Origin of the sequence: Eisenibacter elegans DSM 3317 (assembly GCF_000430505.1) — a bacterium.
In the GTDB taxonomy this organism is placed as follows: Bacteria; Bacteroidota; Bacteroidia; order Cytophagales; family Microscillaceae; genus Eisenibacter; species Eisenibacter elegans.
The window spans coordinates 56,657-79,079 of sequence record NZ_AUMD01000022.1 but is presented as its reverse complement, the minus strand read 5'-3'; the positions used below and the strand labels follow the sequence as shown (position 1 = coordinate 79,079).

General features: G+C 48.1%; 19 protein-coding genes. 5 read left to right on the top strand and 14 right to left on the bottom strand.

The features are described from left to right. Positions 1–152 precede the first annotated feature (152 nt). Complete coding sequence (locus G499_RS0110250) at positions 153–1,730, top strand: T9SS type A sorting domain-containing protein (protein WP_211231610.1); 1,578 nt, start codon at positions 153–155, stop codon at positions 1,728–1,730. A 51-nt stretch (positions 1,731–1,781) separates the two neighbouring features. On the opposite strand, the gene G499_RS0110245 is transcribed toward G499_RS0110250, so the two are convergent. The 8 genes from G499_RS0110245 to G499_RS0110210 form a co-directional block, all read right to left on the bottom strand. Then, the gene (locus tag G499_RS0110245) at positions 1,782–3,005 is read right to left on the bottom strand and encodes a glycosyltransferase (RefSeq protein ID WP_026999866.1); all 1,224 of its coding nucleotides are present in this window, start codon (positions 3,003–3,005) and stop codon (positions 1,782–1,784) included. A gap of 31 nt (positions 3,006–3,036) precedes the next feature. Beyond that, complete coding sequence (locus G499_RS19550; RefSeq protein WP_051296153.1) at positions 3,037–4,053, bottom strand: glycosyltransferase family 2 protein; 1,017 nt, start codon at positions 4,051–4,053, stop codon at positions 3,037–3,039. A 34-nt stretch (positions 4,054–4,087) separates the two neighbouring features. Continuing rightward, complete coding sequence (locus G499_RS0110235) at positions 4,088–4,588, bottom strand: DUF4199 family protein (RefSeq protein ID WP_026999865.1); 501 nt, start codon at positions 4,586–4,588, stop codon at positions 4,088–4,090. Positions 4,589–4,617: 29 nt separating this feature from the next. Continuing rightward, positions 4,618–5,565: a Na/Pi cotransporter family protein gene (locus tag G499_RS19545; protein WP_154658401.1), complete on the bottom strand. Its 948-nt coding sequence runs from the start codon at positions 5,563–5,565 to the stop codon at positions 4,618–4,620. A gap of 86 nt (positions 5,566–5,651) precedes the next feature. Next, positions 5,652–6,080, bottom strand: coding sequence for a ribose 5-phosphate isomerase B (gene rpiB, locus G499_RS0110225; protein ID WP_026999864.1), 429 nt, complete (start codon positions 6,078–6,080; stop codon positions 5,652–5,654). Between the two features lie 133 nt (positions 6,081–6,213). Then, complete coding sequence (locus G499_RS0110220) at positions 6,214–7,524, bottom strand: dicarboxylate/amino acid:cation symporter (protein ID WP_026999863.1); 1,311 nt, start codon at positions 7,522–7,524, stop codon at positions 6,214–6,216. A gap of 107 nt (positions 7,525–7,631) precedes the next feature. After that, positions 7,632–10,715, bottom strand: a complete 3,084-nt coding sequence (locus tag G499_RS0110215) for a WD40/YVTN/BNR-like repeat-containing protein (protein ID WP_026999862.1) — start codon at positions 10,713–10,715, stop codon at positions 7,632–7,634. Between the two features lie 96 nt (positions 10,716–10,811). Then, the gene (locus tag G499_RS0110210) at positions 10,812–11,570 is read right to left on the bottom strand and encodes a hypothetical protein (protein ID WP_051296151.1); all 759 of its coding nucleotides are present in this window, start codon (positions 11,568–11,570) and stop codon (positions 10,812–10,814) included. Positions 11,571–12,257: 687 nt separating this feature from the next. On the opposite strand from G499_RS0110210, the gene G499_RS0110200 reads away from it, so the two are divergent. Then, on the top strand, positions 12,258–13,196 hold the full coding sequence (locus G499_RS0110200; RefSeq protein WP_035727210.1) for a 1-aminocyclopropane-1-carboxylate deaminase/D-cysteine desulfhydrase: 939 nt from the start codon (positions 12,258–12,260) through the stop codon (positions 13,194–13,196). A gap of 589 nt (positions 13,197–13,785) precedes the next feature. On the opposite strand, the gene G499_RS0110195 is transcribed toward G499_RS0110200, so the two are convergent. From G499_RS0110195 to G499_RS0110185, 3 genes are all read right to left on the bottom strand, one after another. Next, positions 13,786–14,640 (bottom strand): universal stress protein, encoded by an 855-nt coding sequence (locus G499_RS0110195; protein WP_051296150.1) that lies wholly within the window; start codon positions 14,638–14,640, stop codon positions 13,786–13,788. A 33-nt stretch (positions 14,641–14,673) separates the two neighbouring features. Further along, entirely contained in the window at positions 14,674–15,519 is an 846-nt protein-coding gene (locus tag G499_RS0110190) for a universal stress protein (protein WP_026999857.1), read from the bottom strand. Positions 15,520–15,960: 441 nt separating this feature from the next. Continuing rightward, the gene (locus G499_RS0110185) at positions 15,961–17,271 is read right to left on the bottom strand and encodes a DEAD/DEAH box helicase (RefSeq protein WP_035727208.1); all 1,311 of its coding nucleotides are present in this window, start codon (positions 17,269–17,271) and stop codon (positions 15,961–15,963) included. 274 nt (positions 17,272–17,545) lie between these two features. Here G499_RS0110185 and G499_RS0110180 point away from each other — a divergent pair, with 274 nt between their 5' ends. Beyond that, entirely contained in the window at positions 17,546–18,115 is a 570-nt protein-coding gene (locus tag G499_RS0110180; RefSeq protein ID WP_026999855.1) for a nucleotide exchange factor GrpE, read from the top strand. Between the two features lie 19 nt (positions 18,116–18,134). Next, a complete protein-coding gene (gene dnaJ, locus G499_RS0110175; protein WP_026999854.1) occupies positions 18,135–19,277 on the top strand; it encodes a molecular chaperone DnaJ in 1,143 nt (380 codons plus the stop codon). 98 nt (positions 19,278–19,375) lie between these two features. Here dnaJ and G499_RS0110170 read toward each other — a convergent pair whose 3' ends face one another. Together G499_RS0110170 and G499_RS0110165 are read right to left on the bottom strand one after the other, a co-directional pair. Next, positions 19,376–19,855 (bottom strand): hypothetical protein, encoded by a 480-nt coding sequence (locus G499_RS0110170; protein ID WP_026999853.1) that lies wholly within the window; start codon positions 19,853–19,855, stop codon positions 19,376–19,378. Between the two features lie 160 nt (positions 19,856–20,015). Next, on the bottom strand, positions 20,016–20,567 hold the full coding sequence (locus G499_RS0110165; RefSeq protein WP_051296149.1) for a SiaB family protein kinase: 552 nt from the start codon (positions 20,565–20,567) through the stop codon (positions 20,016–20,018). Positions 20,568–20,936: 369 nt separating this feature from the next. On the opposite strand from G499_RS0110165, the gene G499_RS21150 reads away from it, so the two are divergent. Further along, on the top strand, positions 20,937–21,641 hold the full coding sequence (locus tag G499_RS21150; protein ID WP_051296148.1) for a transglutaminase-like domain-containing protein: 705 nt from the start codon (positions 20,937–20,939) through the stop codon (positions 21,639–21,641). A 71-nt stretch (positions 21,642–21,712) separates the two neighbouring features. Here the strand turns inward: G499_RS21150 and G499_RS19535 are convergent, their stop codons facing one another. Next, a complete protein-coding gene (locus tag G499_RS19535; RefSeq protein WP_035727205.1) occupies positions 21,713–21,988 on the bottom strand; it encodes a helix-turn-helix transcriptional regulator in 276 nt (91 codons plus the stop codon). Positions 21,989–22,423 lie beyond the last annotated feature (435 nt).

Sequence of the window (22,423 nt, the reverse complement as noted above, 5' to 3'; positions counted from 1 at the left end):
GGGATGTGGTGAGTGTGTTGTTGACAAGTTCTTTGACTTGTGTGAGCAGCGCTACAGCCAGCTCCAACACCATCGCGATGACGGTCAACACGCCCGTAACGCCATCAGTATCTATATCAGCAAGTTCGACGGAGATTTGCAGCGGCAGCAATGTGAGCTTTACGGCCACACCGGTGAATGGCGGAGTCAGCCCCACATATCAGTGGCGAGTGAACGGGTCTGATGTATCTGGAGCTACATCGAGCACATTCAACAGCAGCAGTTTGTCCAATGGGGATGTGGTGAGTGTGTTGTTGACAAGTTCTTTGACTTGTGTGAGCAGCGCTACAGCCAGCTCCAACATCATCGCGATGACAGTCAACCAGCAGACACCAAGTGTAACACTAAGCCGCAATATTACCGGTGCGATATGCTCTGGTACTTCGGTAACCTTTACGGCCAACCCCAATGCAGGCGCTAACCCAATCATTGTCTGGCGAGTGAATGGTACAATCGTGGCCAACAATGTCCTGACCTATACTACGACCAACTTGAGCAGTGGCGATTTGGTGAGCGTCAGTGTGAGCGCTACAGAAGCTTGTTTTTCGGGAACAGGAACAGCGACCGACATCATCATCAGCTTGGCGGGGAACTTACCTACAGCAAGCATACAGTCAAACATAGGAGAACAGCAAGTTTGTCAAGGGCAACAAATCACGTACAGTCTCACATTGAACGGAAGCACTGCGGGCAACTCAGTGCAATATCAATGGTTAATCAATGGTATCCCAGTATCGGGCGAAACTAGCAGCACCTTTACTACCGCCTCATTGGCCAATGGAGCCAGTGTACAAGCAAGGGTATTATTACAGGGAGGCGCTTGTGGCGGTGTTGTGATGAGTAATGTCCTCACAGCCAATATACGCCCACAAACTGTCCCTACCCTACAATTACGCCCACAGCAGTCTATAGTTTGTGTGGGTGTGCCGGCTAGCTTTGACGCAGTAGTAACTAATGCGGGCAGCGCTCCCTTCTTCCAATGGTTTATTAATGGGCAAGCAGTCGCAGGCGCTACCGGAGCACAGTTTACAGCCTTGGTTGAACAAGGAGATGTAGTGCGGGTACAAGTTACCCCCAACGGAGCTTGCTTTAGCGGCCCCGTAGAGCGTAGCTATGTAGTCAAGTCTTCAGAGCTAGCAACTCCTACATTGAGTGTGCGTAGCTCTATCGATCATCAAAACTGGACTATCAACCAAGGGGAAGAAGTACGCTTTGAGGCCACGGCTACCGAAGCAGGTGCCAACCCTGTGTTTGAGTGGTTGGTGAATGGGGTGCGTATTCCAGAAGCTAATGGAGTGGAATGGGCTACACGAGGCTTACGCAATGGCGATGCCGTCAGTGTACGCTTGATACCCGATGTTGCCACGGGATGCTATACAGTTGATGAACTGGTGTCTGTGCCGATTCAGGTACAAGTCCTAGGAAGTGGCTTGGGCAATGAAGACCTCATACAGCTCATTGTCTACCCTAACCCCGCCAATGGTATTTTTTATATCAAAAATACGCTGGGTACACTTGATGATTTGAGCGTGCAGGTATATGATGCCAAAGGAATGTTGGTATATACACAAGCTGCAGCGACGTTTGCAGAGGTCTTCACCCTAGATTTGACGCAATTGCCCGCCGGAACTTACATTGTCAATGCACTCACTGGCAGAACCAATAAGCGCTTGAGGATTGTAAAAAACTAAGAATGACTGTATGAGGTTGAGGAGGTGTTTGTGTCAACACGACACAAACACCTATACTTTCTCAATGACTGCAATTGCGTTCTCAACACCATTTTCTTGGTTGATTCGTTTTTGTAGCTGCTGTGCATTGTCATAAAGCAGTTGGTTGGTCAATAGCGTTTCAATGCTTTTCAAAAACAGCCTCTCTGTCATCTTGCTAATGGGTATGGGTTTTGGGGCAAATCCTTTACGGTATGCTTGTTGTCCCCAAAACTGTTGGTCGCCAATAGGATATAAGATAGGACAAATCATACAGGGCTTGCCGGCACGCAAGCAGGCGGCTGTTGTGCCAATGCCGCCGTGATGAATGACGGCCTTGGTCAACGGAAAGAGTTTTTCATAAGGAGCCGCAGCAATTACTTTTACTTTCGGGTTACTTTCGATGCGTTTGGTTTGGTCTAGCCCCCATCCTCTGACCACGATGATGCGGGTGTCAAATTGTGTGGTCAGGGTGTTGATGGCAGTTTGCAGGTCAAACTTGCTTTGAAAGGGCATACTGCCAAAGGTCAGGAGCAGGGGAGGCGTTCCAGACGCGATGAATTCAAGGAGGGCTTCAGGTAAATCTTCGTCCGCCAATCCAAACCAAAACCCTGTAAAATGGGCGTTTTCGGGGTAGTCTGCCGGCTTTGGCAGCAGATGTTCGCTGATACCATAGAGAAACTTTGTTTCGGGGATGCTGTACTTTCGGGGCAACCCGACACTCTCCCTAAACGCTCCGATAGGTTTTTGAAGCATCTTGATGCCCCAGTTTGTGAGCTTATAGCTCAGCGGATGTAGCAGTGGCGGTACTGATAAGCCACTAAAGGCAGGGTTGGCAAATGCACGGGTAGGTTGAACACCCGGAACAACCATCGCCCTAATCATTTTTTCAGGAAACAACTCGGCAAAGCTGTCGGCCATTGTTTTGACGTGATACACTACTCGGTCGCTGTCTTTGGCCAAATGATAAAACTCAGTAAGTGATTGCCTGATGAGCGGGTAAATCCATTTGTCCAAATTTCTACTGATGGCAAATGGGTTGCCTTTCATTATTTTCTTACCTTCTTCTGACTGTAAAATGGCCTGATAATCTGCTTCTACGGGTACAAAGTCGATACCGTAGGATTTTACGAGCTGTTCGAAGTTTTTGGCCGTTGAGAGCGTTACGTGATGTCCGCGTTGTTTGAGGGCTTGCCCCAAAACAGCATAAGACTGAACATCTCCTCGCGTCCCCAGTGTTAGTATGGTTATTTTCATAAAATCAGGCAAATATTTGTATACAAAGCCCTCAGTAGTCATCCATACCCTTATTACCTTTCGCCTTGGGGGTATTTTCGTCTGAGAGGTTAAGGCGTTCGGCCACGAGATAGTCGTTTTGGCGGTGTTGGTGGGTGGCTAACAGCTCTCCTAAGAAGCCGGCCATAAACAACTGTACCCCAACGATGATGGCCACTAGCGCCAGATAAAACAATGGGCGATTGGTAACGAGGCTTTTGCCGACTTGGGCGTTCCAACCAAAAAACTGCTCGGCAATCAGCCAGCAGGCTATCACAAATCCGGCCATAAACGACAGCACGCCCATTGTGCCGAAGAAGTGCATTGGGCGCTTGCGGAAGCGGGTAACAAAGGTGATGGAGAGCAAGTCGAGGAAGCCATACAGAAAGCGCTCCAGCCCAAACTTGGTATAGCCGTATTTACGTGCTTGGTGCTGTACTTTTTTCTCCCCAATGCGTTCAAAACCGGCCCATTTTGCCAACACGGGAATATAACGGTGCATCTCGCCATACAGCTCGATGCTCTGTACTACGGGGGCGCGATAGGCCTTGAGGCCGCAGTTGAAGTCGTGGAGCTTAATCCCCGAAAACAAACGTGTAACGTAGTTGAATAACTTGGTGGGGAGCGTCTTGCTGAGTGGGTCTTGCCGCTTTTGTTTCCAGCCCGAAATCATATCGTAGCCCTGTGTTTTGAGCATTGTATACAGCTCCGGAATCTCATCAGGGATATCCTGTAGGTCGGCGTCCAGAGTGATGACAACCTCTCCCCGGCATAGCTTGAAGCCGGTGTGTAGGGCTGCCGACTTGCCATAGTTGCGCGTAAACCGAATGCCGCGTAAGGTAGGGTACTGCTGGCTTAGTTGTTGGATTACTTCCCAGGAGTTGTCGCGGCTACCATCATCAACCATAATCAACTCGTAGTCAAATTGGTGGGCTTGCATCACACGATCTATCCAAGCGCATAGCTCCGGCAAGGACTCGGCTTCGTTGAGCAAGGGAACCACTACCGAAATATCATAAGCGTAGGACATAGGTTTTGGGGGTATGGGGTAGGGAGTAAGTTGGTTATTTTTTGGGGAGGGAGGTGAGGCGTATGGCAGCCACTAGGGGCAGGGCAATGAATAGGGCGGTAAATAGGGTAGAGGTGATTTCGAGCAAGAAGTAGCCTTGTGGCTGCATCCCTGACAATACTTTTTGGATGCTTTCTGCGGTTTCGCCGCGTGTGCTGAGGTATTGGTAGGCTTGCTGGCGGAGTTGGTTCAGGGTATCAGTAGATAAACCCAAGAAGAACATCCTGAATGTAGCCGAAACCAAGGCCGCCACTGCCGACATAAACATTACCCAGCCAAAGCCTTCGCCCCAGCGCAATGGGCGCTGCTCTATGCTTTGCATTTGCCACAGGCCATAGCTCACGCCCAACAGGTGTAAGGGGAAAAATAATACCCGATACCCGCCAATAAAGCGCTGATAATAAATCAATAACAAAAACAAACCGATAAAACCTAGCCCAAGCCAGAGGCCGTTGAGCAAGGCCGGACGTATTAGGGGGTTGGCCAGCTTTCTCATATAGCCTACAAATTTACACCTTTTTTTGACTATGCCGCTTCTCTTCCCTTGGGGCGCATCAACCATAGGAGTAGCCGATGGAACGGGCTAAGCAGGAGCAAGAACAAGAGGGATGTTACAAGGTTGAAAATCAAGTGTGCCAAGGCCAACTGCTGTGCAGGGGCTTCCATTATGCTTTGGACAAACTGCGTCAGCACACCCACCAAGGGCAAAAATAACAATGAGCCGGTTAGGTTAAATATAAAGTTGGCCACAGCCCCCATACGGGCGGTTTGTTCGAAATCGATGCTAGCCAGCAGGGCGGTGCTGGTAGTACCCGCATTGGCTCCTATCACCATGGCAATGGCCGCTTCGGTGCTCAAAATCCCTTGGCTCACCAAGAGGATACACAAGCCCGTTACGACTGAGCTAGACTGTACCAAGGCTGTAATCACTAGCCCAACCACAATGCCTTCCCCCCAACCATCTACCGCCTGAATCCAAGTCAACAACATCGGGTCGTCTTTGACCTGCGCCAAGGCGCTGTTGATAAGGTTGAGGCTGAAAAAGATAAAGCCAAAATAGAATATGGCCTTCCCCAAGAGCCGTATCCGCACAGGCGAAACACCCAGTATCCAACCCAATACGATAAACAAGGGGCCAAAGCTTTGCAAATCGAAGGAGACCAACCAGGCCGTAGCCGTCGTACCCACATTGGTTCCAAATAAAATCGCCAGACTGTTCTGAAAACTCAGTACTTGGCTATTGACCAAGGCGATGGTCATCGACGAAACAGCGCTACTCGACTGAATCACTGCCGTAAAACCCGCCCCTATCAGAAATCCACGCCAGCGGTTCTTGGTTACCCGTTCCAGCCAGCTTTTGAGTTGCTCCGAAGCCAAGTCTTCTATCTCTAGGCTGAGCGCCTTGAGGCCATACATAAACAAGATGATGGCACACAGAACCGATACGGCGATGTTGAGTAAATGCCAATCCATACCAAAACCAATAAGGGTGAGCAATAGGGCAGCAAACACTACCTCCCCACAGGATTCAGGCCTAGTGGGGATGTTTATGCGGAGTGTTATGGGCAGATTTTACCTACGCGGTTGGCGTGTCGTCCTCCTTCAAAAGCCGTTTGTAGGAAAGTATCCACCATTGCCTGTGCGGCTTCTAGGCTTACAAAGCGGGCCGGCAGACATAACACATTGGCATCGTTGTGTTGTCGTGCAAGTGCTGCCAGTTCTGTGTTCCAACAAAGAGCAGCACGGATATCGGCGTGTTTGTTGGCCGTAATGGCTACACCATTGCCACTACCACAAATCAAGATGCCTAAGTCGGCTTCTTGAGCACTGACAGCCTTGGCTACCGGATGTGCAAAGTCGGGGTAATCTACAGAGGCATCGCTAAAAGGCCCAAGGTCTTGCACACTGTGCCCTTGGGTTTGGAGGTGAGCTACAAGCGCTTGTTTGTAGCTGAATCCGGCGTGGTCGCCACCAATCACTATTTTCATAAAACTTCAAAAACGTTAAGAGCGGATATTTATACCAAGATTCATTTGATTTGAGGGTTTATAAGACTTGATTACCAAAGGTTTCTGGTGCATATATTTCCCAGCAAAATCAGTAGCACAAACTGCCAAAGAGTTAGACTAGCTCTTGCTTCGCTTCGGCAGCAGCCTTGCTGCGTTCGCCTTCCGACACAATAAGGCAGACAGCCGCATCGCCAGTTACGTTGGCAATGGTACGACACATATCCAGCAGGCGGTCTACCCCCACAATGAGGGCAATTCCTTCGGGCGGTACTTGAATGGCCTCCAACACAATGACCAACATCACCATCCCCGCACCAGGTACGCCGGCAGAGCCGATAGAGGCTAGGGTGGCCGTCATCACAATCATCAGTTGTTGGGTGATGCTCAATTCCATTCCCAAGGCTTGGGCAATAAACACCGCCGCAACACTTTGGTACAAGGCTGTACCATCCATATTGATGGTAGCACCGAGCGGTAGTACGAAGCTTGATACTTCTTCTGACACATTCAGGTCCTTCTGACAACACTCCATCGTTACGGGGAGGGTCGCACTGCTAGAGCTGGTGCTGAATCCTAAAATCTGTGCCGGGCGGATTGCCGCCAAAAAATTGACCACACTCACACGGGTCATAAAACGCACCATCGTCGCATAGACAACCACAATCATCAAAGTCAGTCCCAACAACACAGCAAAGCTGTACCAAAGTAGCGCAGTCAAAATACTGACAGCCTCAGCGGGGTTGTCGCCCGATATTTCGACTATCAGCGCTGCCATCAAGGCAAAAACACCAATCGGAGCAGCCGCCATAATGAATTCTACAATCCGGATGATAGCATCATTCAAACCCTCAAAAAAACTGACAACAGCTTGGCGTTTTTCAGGAGCGATGCCAATAAGGGCGATGCCGAGTAGGGTCGCAAAAAAAACGATCTGTAGCATTGAGGCATTGTTGGCCGCTGCGGCAAAGAGGTTCTCCGGAACCATATCGACCAAGGGCTGTAACGGGCTTCGGTTTTGGAGTTTTTGTGCTGTTTCGATACTCTGGCTGGAGTTGGAAGCATAAGTGCCGATGAGCTTCTCACGAGTACTGTCCGGAAGGCGTTTGCCCGGCTCTATCATATTGGCCATCAACAGCCCCAGGCTTGTCGCAATAGCCGTTGTACACATATAAATCAAGATTGTCTTACCACCAATACGGGAAAGCTTGGCTACGTCATTGAGGCTAGATACGCCCACTACCAAAGAGGCCAATACCAAGGGAACGGCTATCATCTTGAGCAAATTAACGAAGATAGTACCAAAGGGCTTGATATAGTAAAGGGTGAACTTGGCATCTACTTGCCAATATACAAGGGCAAGCCCGGCAACGACCCCTAACAATAAGCCGATTAATATTTGAAAATGTAGTGGGAGTTTGCGCATAGCGACTAGTAAGGTTTGGGTTATCGCGCAAGTTAGGCAAAAAAACAAAGCGCGCAAAGTTGCGCGCTTTGTCAGAACACCCAAACGGCTTGATAGATAATCTTGATTTATTGACCCATAAACTCCTCAAAGCTTTTGAGAGCAATGGGGGGAAGGCCTTCTTTTTCGAAACTATTATTCCATTTGGCCAAGTCTTTTTGTTTGATTTCTTCTAAACGGCTTTGGGCTTTTTGGAGCTGCTCGGCCAATACGGCGGCATTGCGTTGTTGGGCATCGGAGGGTTTGCCGGCATAGCCCGTAACAGCGCTGTAGAGGTCGGCGATGTTTTCGCGTAGTTGGTTTTCGGCAGAGGCTACATAGTTGTCACCGCTAGTGATGACCAATGTGGCCTTGAAGGTTTCTAGTTCTTTGTACCACGCGTCTAAGCCTTTTTTGAGCTTGGGTTGCGCCTGTGCGTGTTGGGTAGCGGCATTTTGCATCAGCTCTATCTGGTCTACCAAGTAAGCCAACTGCTCGGTCATATCATATAGTTGGATGGCGAGCTTGTTTTGGGCTTCGCGCTCGGCAGCTGTATAAGGTGAATTGGGGTTGGCCTGTAGGGTCAGGGTTTGCTCGAAGGTGCTCTTGTCCTTGATGATGCGGACAGTATAGGTGCCCTCGGGCAAGGTGGGTGCCGAGAAGAGCGAGCCAAAGGCAAAGGTTTTGCCTTTGGCAGTACGGGGAGCTTTGCGCTGTATCTGCCACCCTACACGGTTGATGCCCGCGCTCTTGCCGGGTGCTAGGTCGGCTACTTTTTTGCCTTCGGCATCAAACACCTCCATCGACATTTTGCCGAAGGTATGGCGCTTGGCCATATAGTAGGTGATTTGGGGGATGCTAGTAGGATTCTCACCTACAAACTCCCCCGCACCGGAATAATCTTGATAGCTCCCGCTACTTTGCACAAAGAGGGTTTGGTTGGGGAATAGATACAGCTCTTGTGTCAATACTTCGGGCGTGAGTAGGCGTAGCGGGCTGATGTTATCGATGATGATGATGCCGCGCCCGTGGGTAGCAATCACAAGATCGTGGGTTTGAGGTTGTATTTCCATCCAATGGATGGCGGCGTTGGGCATGTTGTTGGTAAACTTGGCCCAAGTTTGGCCCGCATCGAGGCTGATGTAGAGTCCTTCTTCTGTACCTAAGAACAACAAAGAGGGCTGTACCAAGTCTTCACGGATGACACGGGCAAAGCGCTTGATGCCTTCAGTGGGGAGGGCTGTCCAAGTTTGACCGCCGTCAGTGGTTTTGTAAACATAGACTTTTTCGTCGCCTTGGGTGTGGCCGTCGAAAACGGCATAGGCGGTGTTTTTGTCAAAGTGACTTGGTTCTACAAAAGCACACCAAGTATTTTTGGGCAGGCCTTTGAGGTTGGGCGTAGTGTTACGCCACGTTTTACCCCCATCGAAAGTTACTTGTACGTTGCCGTCGTCGGTACCAATCCAGACAATGTTTTGGTCGAGTGGAGACTCTGCGATGGCAAAAATGGTACAGTGATTCTCGGCGCTAGAGTTGTCAATGCTGAGCCCGCCAGAGAGGTGTTGTTGTTGTTTTTTGGGGTCGTTGGTGGTGAGGTCTGGGGAGATTTTGACCCAAGTATCGCCTTGGTTGTCTGATTTGTGCAAAAACTGGCTGCCTACATAGATGCGGTCGGGGTTGTGTTTGCTCAGGGCGATAGGGCTGTTCCAATTGAAGCGCAACTTGGGGTCTCCTTGCTCGGCAAGGGGCTGGATGGTTTTGCGGGTGTAGTGGGTGGTGTTGTATTTCCAAACGCCACCACCTTGCATCTCACAATAAATCACATCTTTGAGCGTAGGGTGGCGGTATACCCGGAAGCCATCGCCGCCGCCTACATTTGTCCAGTCTTTGTTCTGGATGCCGTTGGGGCTGCGCGAGGGGCCATACCAAGAGCCATTGTCTTGCAGGCCGCCATAGATATTGTAGGGTGTTTCGTTGTCAGTGCTGACATGATAAAACTGCGAAATAGGCAGGCTGCGTACCATTTCGAAGGTATTGGCTCCGTCCCAAGAGCGGTATACGCCCCCGTCAGTGCCTAGGAGTACGTGCTCGCTATTGGTAGGGTTTACCCAAAAGTCGTGGATGTCGGAGTGTACACCACTACCTATTTGGCGGAAGGTCTTGCCCCCGTCGCTGCTTACAGCTCCATCTAGCCCGGCCTTGTATACTCGCTCAGGATTTTTGGGGTCTATCACTAGTCGTGAGAAATAAAAAGGGCGCACATTGGTGCTGAAGTCGCTATTGACACGCTTCCAAGAAGCGCCGGCATCGTCGGAGCGGTACATTCCTTTGTCCGCATCGGCAGCGGCTTCTACAGTAAGGTATAGGATGTTGGGGTTGGAGGGAGCTAGGCCGATGCCCATACGCCCAAGATCGGCCTTGGGTAGGCCTTGCTGTGTTTTGTTCCAAGTTTTACCCCCATCAGTGGTTTTGTATAGGCCGCTATTGGGGCCGCCGGAGGTAAAGAAAAAGGCTTGGCGGCGGTGCTCCCACATGGCTGCATAGAGCACGTTGGGATTTTTTGGGTCTATGGCTAAGTCTGCGCAGCCCGTACCGGGGTGTTGGTAGAGGATTTTGTTCCAAGTCTTGCCTCCATCAGTAGTTTGGTATACCCCGCGTTCTTGGCTGTCACGCCAGAGTTGCCCTTGTACACCTACATATACGATATCAGAATTTTGGGGATGAATGACAATACGGCTGATTTGGCCTGCTTCAGGCAGCCCCATCCATTGCCACGAGCGCCCTTCGTCAGTGCTTTTGTAGATGCCTGTACCGGGGGATACACTGTTGCGTACCCAAGGCTCGCCCGTACCTACCCAAATGATGCTAGGATTGGAAGGGGCAACGGCAATGGCTCCGATAGATTGGTCGTATTCGTCGAAGACAGAGCGGAACACCACCCCTCCATCAGTAGATTTCCAAACACCGCCACCGGCTGCACCCACATAAAGGACTTTGGGGTCGGTGGGGTGGCCTGTCATCGCAGATACACGTCCGCTCATGACAGCAGGGCCTATATGGCGGGCTTTGAGGTCGCCAAAGGTATTGGCATTGGTTTGGGCTTTGAGCGCTTGCATAGGCAAGCATAACAAGCCCAACACCCAGATAATGAGTAGTTTGAGTTGGGATTTCATAAGGTTTGTTGTTTTGAGGGTAAGCTTGCTTTCATCAAAAAAAGCCCAAGCGTCATCAACACTTGGGCAATATTTGAACAAAGTGTTTGCTATGGCTTATTCGCCAGTATAGGCAAAAATTTCGTCAGCAATATCTATATTAGGGATGACTACAGTCAACTCTACCGCTACATTCCCGCCAGCATTTTGGATGGTGGTAGACATAGGCATATAAATTCCGGCACCTTCTACTTCGGCATAATCACTCATGAGTGTTGTAGTCATCATGCCTTTGGCTTGGCCTTTTTTGCCTTCTGAGCGTGAAGCAATCAGCACACCACTGTCTTTGTCAAAGAAATGATAAGAGTCGTTTTCTACCTCTACCCCATCAATGATAAGAGGTTTTTTGATGAGTTTGACTTTGTGGCAGTCTACACCTTCAATCATCTCAGATCCTTCGAGGCTTACTTTGTAGCCTTTGGCTTTGTAGTTGATGAATGGGCTTTCGAGCTCCATCTCTTGTTTGAGGATTTGAGCATCTTCGGCCTCCATTTTTTCTACCTTGCCTGTCATCATATTGCTCCCCCAAACAATGTTGCCGTCAGACACTTGTAGAGGGATTTCACGCCCCTGAAGGTTGATGCTTGTTTTGAATTTGTTGGGACGAACCACAATAGAAATTACGTCAAACTCCATTCCGGCTTGTTTGATTTTGCCTTGGGAACTAATACTTTTCAGCGCTGCCCAATTGGCTTCGCCACCAATGATGTCGACATAGTTTTTGATAATTTCATCTACAGACTGAGCCGTAGCGAGTGCTTGTTGGCCAAACACAAGTCCAATAACGAGTGCAAAGGTTTTGAGTACTATCTTCATAAGAAAGGGTATTTTGGGTTTTAGTGAGAATTTTGATACATCATCAACATTGTTGCAAGATGGAGCTTGATAAGATACTTTCAAAAACAAATCACCAATTTGTGCTCCAAATGCGTATGATTGTTTTGGCTTTTTAAAAATAAGAAGGCTTCCTTAGAAAATGTTTTAACGAAAACTTAAATCTTGTTTAGCACCTCGTTAAAGTTGTTTAAGTTTTCGGTGAAGCACTCAAAAACAGCTGTTTTTTTGTGCTGACACTAGGCAAAAAGTGCAGGCCTTATGTTTGACCCACGATTTTAATCGTGGGAGGGCTGCGGAGAGCATTATACCCATTCACAACTCGCCACGGGATATTTTCTAAAAAAAAACCGAAATAGGAACACTCCTTTGCGCATACTTTGCGGTTAAATAGATGTCAACAATAGGGGGCAAAATAAGCACAACAACGACGAAAGCCAATATGTCTAATGGTGTGCATTCACAATTGGTTTGGACTCAAATTTTTGGAGAACCAAGAAAACCAAATCCTACGAATTTTGGCCGCTTTGAGCGTTGACAGGGTTTTATTTTCTTGGTGCTCAAGGATTTTGCTCCCCTTTTCCCAAGCCGATTTGTATTGGGTATAAGTTACACCATAAATCACTTTGTACCCTCTGAGGACTCCCAACATTATGTGTATTTTTGTAGATGATATTTTTTGATACCCTACCACCCATTCCGCTACAAGCCTTAGAAGATGAGCACACGCGCCGTGCCGGCGTACGGGTGTCAGTATTGCGCACTGACCTGACACACCCACAAGTATCTGGTAATAAGTGGTTTAAGCTAAAACATAATCTATACATCCTACTACAGCAGGGCTACGATACTTTGTTGACTTTTGGGGGGGCATACTCCAATCACATTTATGCCACAGCGGCGGCGGCACAGGCGCTTGGTGTGCGCGCCATCGGAGTGATTAGGGGAGAGGAGGTGCGCCCACTGAATCCTACACTGGCTTTTGCCGAAGCCGTAGGAATGGAGTTGGTGTATTGTAGTCGTGGTGATTATCGTCAAAAACATACGCCTGAGTTTTTAGCAAAACTAGAACAACGCTTTGGCCGCTTCTATCTCATTCCCGAAGGGGGTAGCAATGCAGCTGCCGTACAAGGCGCTGCCGAGTTGGGACGTTTGATTCCCTCTGATGCAGATGCTTGTTATTTGGCTTGTGGTACGGGCGGGACTTTGGCCGGGGTAAGGCTGACAGCGCCAAAAGGTTGCCAATTACAAGGAGTACCGGTATTAAAGGGGGGAGATTTTTTACATCAAGACTTGGCGCACTTGCATCAGGTGTGGGCAGAAAAATACGCCCCCGACGCGCCACCGCCACTGCCCTACACCTTACATACCGACTTTCACGCCGGAGGGTATGCCAAGCAAAATGCCGAACTAAGGGCTTTTTTGGCTTGGTTTGCACAAACACACCCTACTGTCCCGTTGGAGCCTGTATATACCGGAAAATTGTTTTGGGCACTCTATACACAAATCAAAAGCGAGCTATGGCCACGGCAGACGCACTTAGTCGTGATTCACAGTGGAGGGCTAAGAGCTTGTTTATGCCAAGATGCACCAGATTTGAGAATTTGATTTTCTTGATGCTCAAGGATTCTTGGCGCACACATTTCCCAAACTAATTTTGGTTGGGGTTAAATTTTCAGCGCGGCGCTCAAGACAGCTGATTTTGGTGCTGATACTAGCCAAAAAGCGCAGGCCTTGTGTTTAGCCCACGATTTTAATCGTGGGAGGGCTAAAGCAGTGTTTTGGTGTCGATGAAGAGAACTTTAGACAAAATGAGCATAACAACGACAAAAGCCAAAAATGTCCGGCGGCGTGTACCCCATCCCAATTGGTTTGAGAGACAAACCACCGAACATTTTTAGAGCTTGTCTAAATTTTCAGCGCGGCGCTCAAGACAGCTGATTTTAGTGCTGATACTAGGCAAAAAGCGCAGACCTTGTGTTTAGCCCACGATTTTAATCGTGGGAGGGCTAAAGCAGTGTTTTGGTGTCGATGAAGAGAATTTTAGACAAGCTCTTGGCAAAGTAATGCGACCGCGAAGCAGCACCATAAGTAACCACCAGCTTCACATCTACAGACTTGGTCTATAGATTGAGCCATAGGATTTCAAAAACGCCTAGTGGTGTGTATTGTGCTCATCGGGAAGCCTTACCCGAAATTATGAGCGCAGGCTCAAGGTCAGTACAGGGCGTTTGAGATGGTTTACTACGTCTTCGGCCAAGCTACCCAAGAAGTAGTGAGCCAAGCCACGACGTTGGTTGGTAGCCATTACGACCAAGTCTGCATCTACTTCTTCTGAGAATCGGGTAATACCCAACTCTTCCGTTACATAATTGTAGTTGTGAACAGTGTAGTTGTCCAAACCTGCACCTGACAAAAATGCCTCTTGGCGCTTTTGTAGCGTAGCCGCATCCAAGAAGTTAGAAGGCGTATTGACAAAAAGCAGGTGTAGATGTGCTTTGAAATAGCCCTGTAGCGCCTGCAAATAAGGCAAAACCTTGCGCTGATTGTCTTTGAAAGTGGTGGCAAAAACAATGTGTTGGGGCTTAAACTCGCGCTGATCCTCTCTGACAGCCAATACAGGTACGGCAGACAAACGCACTACTTTCTCTGTATTGGAGCCTACTAGCCATTCGTCAAGCCCACTAGCGCCGCGTGTTCCCATCACGATAAGATCTGACTGATTGTCTGTCACAAAGCTGCTCAAGGTTTTGAATACATCTCCCTCCGCTAGGTGGGTTTGGATATCAAGATTGGCGCATACAGGTTCTTTAGAGAGCTTTTTTAGGGCTTCTTCAGAGCTTTGGCGCACATACTCCATATACTGGTTCTCGACCGAATTGGGGTTGTTTTTGTCTTCCAAAGATAAAACAGTGGGGCTGATACTAGGCACAATGTGTAGCAAGTCAATGCTGGCTCCGGTGGACGAAGCTATTTGGGCTGCTACAATCAACGCTGTGTGCGCGCTTTCAGAAAAGTCGGTAGGAACTACTATTTTTTGAATCTTTGTCATATTGATTTTTGATAAAAAGTGTAAAGGATTGATTTATGATTTGAGGCCGATGGTCAAGACCATTTGCTTGGCGTGATTGACCACATCTTCGGCGATACTACCAGAGAGGAAATGTGATATACCCTTGCGTTGGTGGGTAGTCATCACTATCAGCGGGCAGCCAATGTCTTCTGCAAAGTTTCGGATACCAATGTCTTCGCGTTCGTCTTGGTAGATGGTCAGGTCATAATTGTCGAGCGGAACTACTTTGAGTAGCTCATCCTTGAGCTTGTGTACTTGGCGTGAGCTGATGAAGTCGCCCGGAGTATTGACGTACACCAGCCGGAGTTTTGCTTGGAGCAGGTGTTGTAGCTGCTGTACAAAGCGCAGAGCCGGAGCTTGTTGGGTTTGCAAGTTGCTGGCAAAGACAATCTCCTGAGGGTTGTCCCATTGGCTACCTTCTTTAACAGCCAATACTGGGCAAGGGGCAAAACGTACGATACGCTCTGTGTTGGAGCCTACCAATATCTCTTCTAAGCCACTTGCACCCGAAGTCCCCGTGATGAGAAAATCGATTTTCAGCTCTTCGGCCACTTCTTGTACTACCGAGAAAAGGCTGCCCACACGTACGTGTTGTTTGATACTGACAGCACTGGCGCTATGAGCTTGGCTCAATTCTTCGAGCTGTTTTTTGGCACTGTCCGTCAAACGACGGATAAATTGGTCTTCTACGCTAGTATCTACATAAAGCGCATCGGCCAAGACTACGTGCGCACGGATAGGTTCGATGACGTGTAAGAGATGGACGACTGCGCCGGCTTGGGCAGCCAACGATACACCCACGCCAACGGCTTGGCGTGCTTGAGGCGAGAAGTCTACAGGGATAAGTAGGTTTTTCATGCGTCAGAAGAGGGGGTTTTGAGTATGATATGCTAAAATTACCAGCTCTCTGCACAAGATGCAATGACTTTTATCATTAAATCTGACAAAACTACAGTTACCTTAATTGTTTGGGATGGATTTTGGCTGTTTTTAGGTAATCTGACGGTGTGTAGGGCTTATAAAGGATGATGAAGCCAAAAAATAACAGCCCTCTAAAAAAAAGATACTTGAAGGGGGCGACCTGTTGTCAGCCATTCCTTCAAGATCTCTCAACCAGCTATGGAAAGAAAGATTGATTTTGTGTATAATATTTATTAACCAGCCCTAAATATTATATCAATCTTACTTATTTACACAAAAATAAAAAACGACACTATACCAAGCTATTCTTATTAGATGAATTGGTTGTTTTTGTCGACAAATGTTACCTTGATGCCTACAAGCCGTATAGGTAAGGAATCATCGGCGGCGGCGTTTGGCCTTATTTTTTTGTTGTTCGGCAGTTTTTTTTGTCTGTTTGGGGGGGAAGCGCTTCTTTTCGTGGAAAGCACCCTGAAACGCTGGATCTTCCCGTTTGCGCTGGTTGTCTATTTCGCGCAGCATCGCCTGACGCTCTGCAAAAGGCGTAGGGTATACCTCGACGGCTGCCGGCAGTTGGGCTACAGGAATCTTGGTTTTGATGAGTTTTTCTATCTTCTGGATATGGTACTCTTCGGCCATTGTTACAAACGTAATGGCCTCCCCGCGTTGGTCGGCGCGGCCTGTACGCCCAATACGGTGTACATAATCTTCGTATACGAGCGGCACATCAAAATTAATCACATGGCTTACCATAGAGACATCAATACCTCGGGCGGCCACGTCTGTAGCTACCAATACCCGGATATTGCCAGCACGAAAATCTTCAAAAGCATTCAGCCGTGTGTTTTGGCCTTTGTTGGCGTGGATTACCCGAACAGCATCTTCTCCAAGCTTACGCAATAAAAATCGGTAGACATCCTCGGCGATTTGGCGGCGGCGTGTGAATACAATAACACGGTTGAAGCGCTCTTCATCGGAGAGGAGGTAGCTCAAACAATCAATCTTGGTACGGAGATTGGGCAGGTGGTAGAGGCTCTGGCTGACAGTCTCGGCGGCGGTGGCCTGCGGCGTAACCTCAACCCGTGCCGGAAACTCCAAAAACTCTTCCGAAAGCTGTATGACCTTCTCCGACATGGTGGCCGAGAACAGCAAATTTTGCCGTTTGGTAGGGATAATCTCCAACACCCGCCTGATTTGCGGCATAAAGCCCATATCCATCATCTTGTCGGCTTCGTCAAGGATCAAGGTTTTGATTTCCCTCAGATATACTTCTCCCTTCAGGTACAAGTCCATCAAGCGCCCGGGAGTTGCTACCAAGATGTCGATACCGGCCTGAAGAGCCTCTATCTGAGGTTTGGCTCCTGTACCGCCATAAATAACGGTGTGGCGCAAGTCGCAAAATTGGGTAAAACCCGTAATAGCATCCCCTATTTGTACGGCCAGCTCTCGCGTAGGTGCCAAGATAAGCGCTCGTGGGTGTACTCCTTGGGCATATTTGACCTTCATCAACAGGGGAAGCACATAGGCGGCTGTCTTGCCAGTGCCTGTCTGAGCGATGCCTATTACGTCGTGCCCTGCCAATACCAAGGGGATGGCCTCTTGTTGGATGGGGGTTGGCGACTGATACCCCAGCGCCTCTATGGCCGATAAAAGTTGCTTGTTGAGCTTAAAAGCCTCAAAACCTTGCATATCCTGTTGTTTGCTTAATGAAATGTGCTGCCTGATATTGCCTGTATGTGGGAGACCATAGGCGAATTATTGCTCCAGGCCTGATGAAAACGCCCTCAAAAAACCGCTTTCCTGATTTTTCTTAACGCCTGACAAAGGTACAACATTTCGGCCAAAACCAGCTCCGTAGCCTGACAGCAATATGTCATTTTGACATAAACCCCGATTTGGCAAAGAACTTGCCCAAGCTTTTAAATAAGAAAACCGTTCAAACGCATTCAATACCACAAGACGTATGAGCCAAACTACCGACAACAAAGACAATCAACAAAAGCCTGAAACAGCTCCCGAAAACGAAGCGGCAAACAATGCAGAAATGCCAAACGCGGAGGAAACTGTAGCGGAAACACAAGCCCCCACTGCCGACCCTTTGGCAGAGCTTGCCGAAACAAAGGACAAATACCTGCGCTTGTATGCAGATTTTGAAAACTTCCGCCGCCGCACCTCCAAGGAGCGCCTAGAGCTCATCAACAGCGCCTCACAAGACCTTATTCAGGCCTTACTCCCTGTAGTAGATGATTTTGAACGCGCCCAAAAATCTATCGGTGATGCCCCCGAAACACTTGCTATTCGCGAAGGTATAGACCTGATTTACAACAAACTCATCAGGGTGCTCGAAAGCAAGGGCCTAAAGGCTATGGAAAGCTCCGTAGGCAAGCCCTTCGATAGCGAAACCCAAGAAGCCATCACCCAAATTCCCGCACCACAAGACGAGCTTAAAGGAAAAGTAGTAGACGAGTTGGAGAAAGGATACCTCCTCAACGAAAAGGTTATCCGGTATGCCAAGGTAGTCGTTGGCAGCTAATTAGAATGTTTTTAAAGTTATGGCAAAGAGAGATTATTATGACATACTTGGGGTAGGCAAAGGAGCCTCGATGGACGACATCAAGAAGGCATACCGAAAGCTGGCCATCAAGTATCACCCCGACAAAAACCCGGGCGACCCCAGCACCGAGGAAAAATTCAAAGAGGCCGCCGAGGCCTACGAAGTCCTCAGCAATGAAGACAAACGCGCTCGTTACGACCGATTTGGGCACGATGGCGTACGCGGTGATGCCGGAGGTGGGATGAATATGGATGACATCTTCTCCCAATTTGGCGATATCTTCGGTAGCGGTGGCAGCCCCTTCGAGTCCTTCTTTGGTGGAGGTCGAGGCGGAAATGCGCGCCGTATGCGCAAAGGAACCAACCTGCGCATCAAACTAAAACTCACCTTAGAAGAGATTGCCGACGGGGTAGAGAAAAAGCTCAAAGTAAAAAGACACGTAACCTGTGGCACCTGCAATGGCAGCGGAGCCAAGAGCGAAACAGCAATCAAAACCTGTGGCACCTGTAATGGCAGCGGCCAAATCCGCAAGGTAGTCAATACGATGTTGGGGCAGATGGTGTCTTCGAGCACTTGCCCTACTTGTAATGGTGAAGGAAAGGTCATTACCGACCACTGTGGTGTTTGTAAGGGCGAAGGCCGTGTGTTAGAAGAAGAAGTAATCACGGTAAATATTCCGGCTGGGGTAAGCGAGGGTATGCAGCTTTCGATGAGCGGAAAAGGTAATGTGCCCCCTCGCGGCGGTGTTCCCGGAGACTTACTCATCTTGGTAGAAGAGGAACCGCACGAAACCCTCACCCGAGATGGACGCAACGTAGGCTATGACCTACACATCAGCTTTGTAGACGCAGCGTTAGGAACCTCAGTAGAAGTACCGACCATCTCCGGCAAAGTCAAAATCAGCATCCCGGCAGGCACACAGAGTGGTAGAATATTCCGCCTAAAAGGCAAAGGCCTGCGCGATATCGAAGGTTATGGAACAGGCGACCAGCTGGTATATGTCAATATCTGGACTCCTACTGAGCTGAGTAAACAAGAGCGCGAGCTGCTCGAAAAACTTCGCGATTCCAAAAACTTTGCCCCTAACCCCAAAAAGGGCGAGAAAAGTTTTTTTGACCGTGTGAAAGAGTTTTTTCAGTAATATCCTTCTTCCGACCAAAAGCTTAAAAAAAGCCTTTACTCTTCGGAGAGTAAAGGCCTTACTTTGATATATTGTGTATTTGGTTTGCCAAATGCCGATTAAACTTCTACAGCATTGGCAGCTTCGAACAATGCAGCCGTCTCGACGGGTACTTGCGCTAACAACTGCTCTTCGAGCATATCTGCCCAAGCCCGCATATAAAGCACCACATCATCACGCTTATTGTGGATAAGGTATCGCTTTTCGGTGGGCAAACGACGTAAGATTTCTGTATCCGAAAGCCGCTCTAGATTTTTGAGGTCTGTGGTGCTAAATCCGGCCTCAATCATTTCACCAATCACCAAGTCCATAGGCAAGTTGCTGACAGGGCAAAACTCCGACACTTGGTCGGCCCAGTCGCCCATCCGAGTCTGGAGGGCTAGGGCGTGGATTTCGCCCTTGCTTTTGCGCGTGATTTCTTGTGCCAAATTGCCACAGTTGCAGCTGCCCATATGTCCCCATTGATAGGGAGCACCTTCTTCGAGCGTTTTGGCGGTTTTGCGAAGCGCATCTACAAGTCTTAAACTAGGAGTAGCCATATTGCGTAGCAGGGGTTTATTTCGACAAATTTTTAAGTGTGCGTTTATATCCTCTAACGAATTGCTATCTGCAACAACACAGCGTTTGAGGAATATATCCACATAAGTTGCGAATTCAACAGCTTGTAGAAGTCTAAGGTTTGCCGTATGGGTGAAAATTTTAGGTGCGGCTAATATTGGCTCCTACCATATAGAAAGAGAAATTGTCATCAAGTTTCTGGATATCAATCTCTACGAGGTTGTCAGAAGTAAGGGCTACGTGAATAAGCCCAATCCCGGCTCCCTTGCTGTCGGCTTCAGGGGCGGCAGAGCGCTGCTCTCGCTTGAGTTCGCGCAGGGCTTCGCGGTCTAACGCATTGATTTTTTCGGCCTTGCTGATTAGCCTGCCGGCGGCTTCGTTGGCAACGACATTGCCGGTGAGTACTTTGTAGTGTTCGTCGGTTTGGGTGATGAGGATAGCGCCTATTTTGTCGCTGCCATCAAAGGAATCAGATTGTTTGGAGTAGAATAGGATATTCTGAGCCAACTCCATAAAGATAGCAAATACTTTGGTACTTACTGATTTTTTATTCTCTTGAACCTTGAGCCGGCGGCGCAAGTCGTGGCTAAATTCAGCTAAAAGCTCATTGGTCAAAGGGCCTTTGTAAGCAAACAAAACCGTGCTATTACGCACTAAGTCTTCGTAAGCAGTGGTGTCAAAAAAAGTACTCATAATAGAGGGGAATAATAACCAAATACCAAAGGTAAAAGGAAGCTTACTATTGAGAACGTAAAAAGCCCTTACTTGTTACTAACAAATACTTGAAATTAGCAAAGCCGCGCGCAAAGTTATATTGTGTAAGTAATATTAGCTCAAAAAAAGCAGGATTCCAAAAAAAACACAAAGAAATTTACATTGGTAGTTATTAAGTGATTATTTGTACTTTAGGTAGTTTATATTGCTTTTTTGAAAAACAAGACCGTATTTTGTAGACTTATTTGAAGCTCGTGCAAACTATTTGGTTTCACAAAACGTATCCATATCGGTGGCTCCAAAGTGATTAGAAGGAGCTTTTTCATTCAATATAGTTGACCAATCAATATGGCCACAAAACTCAAAAATATACCCAATACCCAAGGCCTCGCGCCTTATCTGCGCAGCACTGACTATTTGGACAGCAATCATCCAGAGGTACGGGCTTTTGCCGAAGGCGTGGTATCAGGGCTACACGATGAGGCCGAAAAAGCCGTCGAGCTGTATTATGCGGTTCGGGATGGCTTCAAGTTCGATTTGAAAGATATTAGCCTGCGGATGGATGATTTTAAGGCCTCTGCGCTATTGACCAAAGGGCAAGGCTCGGCAGTAGAGAAAAACAACCTGCTGGTGGCGGCTTACCGCAGTGTGGGGCTGCCGGCGAGGCTGGGCTATGTCAATTTCCGCAATCCTTGGGCTACCCATGCCTTGGGTGGGGTACTGCGCTCCGAAGTGATGGCTTTTCACCCCTCTACCCAAGTTTTTTTGGGAGACCACTGGGTAACCTTATATCCTAGCTTTGATGCTGTTACGGCCCAACAGTATCAGCTCCGGCAAGTGCCCTTTGGAATGGACGATACCTATGCGCTCCAAGACTTGCCTGCCGACCAACAGCAAGTGGAAATCTTGGCGCAATTTCACCCCTTTGTGGATTTTCCACATAACTTGTTTGTACAAACACTCAAGGAGCATTATGCACATCTTTTCAGCATCGTACAGGCAGATGACGAGGTCTTCTTGGCCTATCTCGATACTCTCGACCTAGAGGATTAGCACACTGTATATACTGGCAATCCCCTACCCAAGGCAGATTAGGCCAAGGATAGGGGGTTTTTTTGATGATACTATAGGTGGTGTGTATGGAGGGGGGCGATATGCCCCTCAGTCAAAAGCCTAGCCAACAAGATTTGATCTTTTAATTCCAAAAAGCGCCTCAGCTGTCCTTCTGGTAAATGGTATAGCCGAGATAAGAGCCCGGCGAGGTAGCTGGTTGGCATACGCTCATCTGTTTCTAAGCGGGAGTAGGATTTTTGGCTCATTGCGAGGTGATGAGCCACATATTCTTGCGAGTAGCCGTGGAGTACCCTCAAGACACGTAGTTTAGTACCGATTTTTTTCATAGTGAGGAAAAGGTTTGTGAAGTGATGGTAGTTGATACACAGGAAAGTAGTAGTTGAAATATTACTATAAGTAACATTATAGAAAATATAACAAGTCTATTAGATGTTTGTTAAAAACAGTCGTTGTTTTTTTGACTAAATTAGTCAGCCATTGACTTGTTTAGTCAGCAGCCCCCCAATATCTTTGTTTTATCGCGATGGATAATCATTTGTTAGCCAAAGGAAAGTTTGGGTTGTGTATTCCCCTATTGATGAGCGTGTGAAAAGCACAACAACTTCGAAACTGTGAAAAAGTAATGAAGGCCCTGGCTCGCTACAAAGAGCTTTCTCAAGATTAATAAGTTAGGTTTATTTGCTTAAAAGAGTTGGTGATTATTTTATTAAAATAAATAACACTAACTCTTTGTTAATATAAAATATAATACATTAACTATA

Coding starts and splice junctions, on each gene's coding strand:
- G499_RS0110165 (WP_051296149.1), bottom strand. CDS start 20,567: ATGAGTACTTTTTTTGACACCACTGCTTACGAAGACTTAGTGCGTAAT.
- G499_RS0110215 (WP_026999862.1), bottom strand. CDS start 10,715: ATGAAATCCCAACTCAAACTACTCATTATCTGGGTGTTGGGCTTGTTA.
- dnaJ (WP_026999854.1), top strand. CDS start 18,135: ATGGCAAAGAGAGATTATTATGACATACTTGGGGTAGGCAAAGGAGCC.
- G499_RS19535 (WP_035727205.1), bottom strand. CDS start 21,988: ATGAAAAAAATCGGTACTAAACTACGTGTCTTGAGGGTACTCCACGGC.
- G499_RS0110170 (WP_026999853.1), bottom strand. CDS start 19,855: ATGGCTACTCCTAGTTTAAGACTTGTAGATGCGCTTCGCAAAACCGCC.
- rpiB (WP_026999864.1), bottom strand. CDS start 6,080: ATGAAAATAGTGATTGGTGGCGACCACGCCGGATTCAGCTACAAACAA.
- G499_RS0110195 (WP_051296150.1), bottom strand. CDS start 14,640: ATGACAAAGATTCAAAAAATAGTAGTTCCTACCGACTTTTCTGAAAGC.
- G499_RS19545 (WP_154658401.1), bottom strand. CDS start 5,565: ATGGATTGGCATTTACTCAACATCGCCGTATCGGTTCTGTGTGCCATC.
- G499_RS0110235 (WP_026999865.1), bottom strand. CDS start 4,588: ATGAGAAAGCTGGCCAACCCCCTAATACGTCCGGCCTTGCTCAACGGC.
- G499_RS0110200 (WP_035727210.1), top strand. CDS start 12,258: ATGATATTTTTTGATACCCTACCACCCATTCCGCTACAAGCCTTAGAA.
- G499_RS0110220 (WP_026999863.1), bottom strand. CDS start 7,524: ATGCGCAAACTCCCACTACATTTTCAAATATTAATCGGCTTATTGTTA.
- G499_RS0110185 (WP_035727208.1), bottom strand. CDS start 17,271: ATGCAAGGTTTTGAGGCTTTTAAGCTCAACAAGCAACTTTTATCGGCC.
- G499_RS0110245 (WP_026999866.1), bottom strand. CDS start 3,005: ATGAAAATAACCATACTAACACTGGGGACGCGAGGAGATGTTCAGTCT.
- G499_RS21150 (WP_051296148.1), top strand. CDS start 20,937: ATGGCCACAAAACTCAAAAATATACCCAATACCCAAGGCCTCGCGCCT.
- G499_RS19550 (WP_051296153.1), bottom strand. CDS start 4,053: ATGTCCTACGCTTATGATATTTCGGTAGTGGTTCCCTTGCTCAACGAA.
- G499_RS0110180 (WP_026999855.1), top strand. CDS start 17,546: ATGAGCCAAACTACCGACAACAAAGACAATCAACAAAAGCCTGAAACA.
- G499_RS0110190 (WP_026999857.1), bottom strand. CDS start 15,519: ATGAAAAACCTACTTATCCCTGTAGACTTCTCGCCTCAAGCACGCCAA.
- G499_RS0110210 (WP_051296151.1), bottom strand. CDS start 11,570: ATGAAGATAGTACTCAAAACCTTTGCACTCGTTATTGGACTTGTGTTT.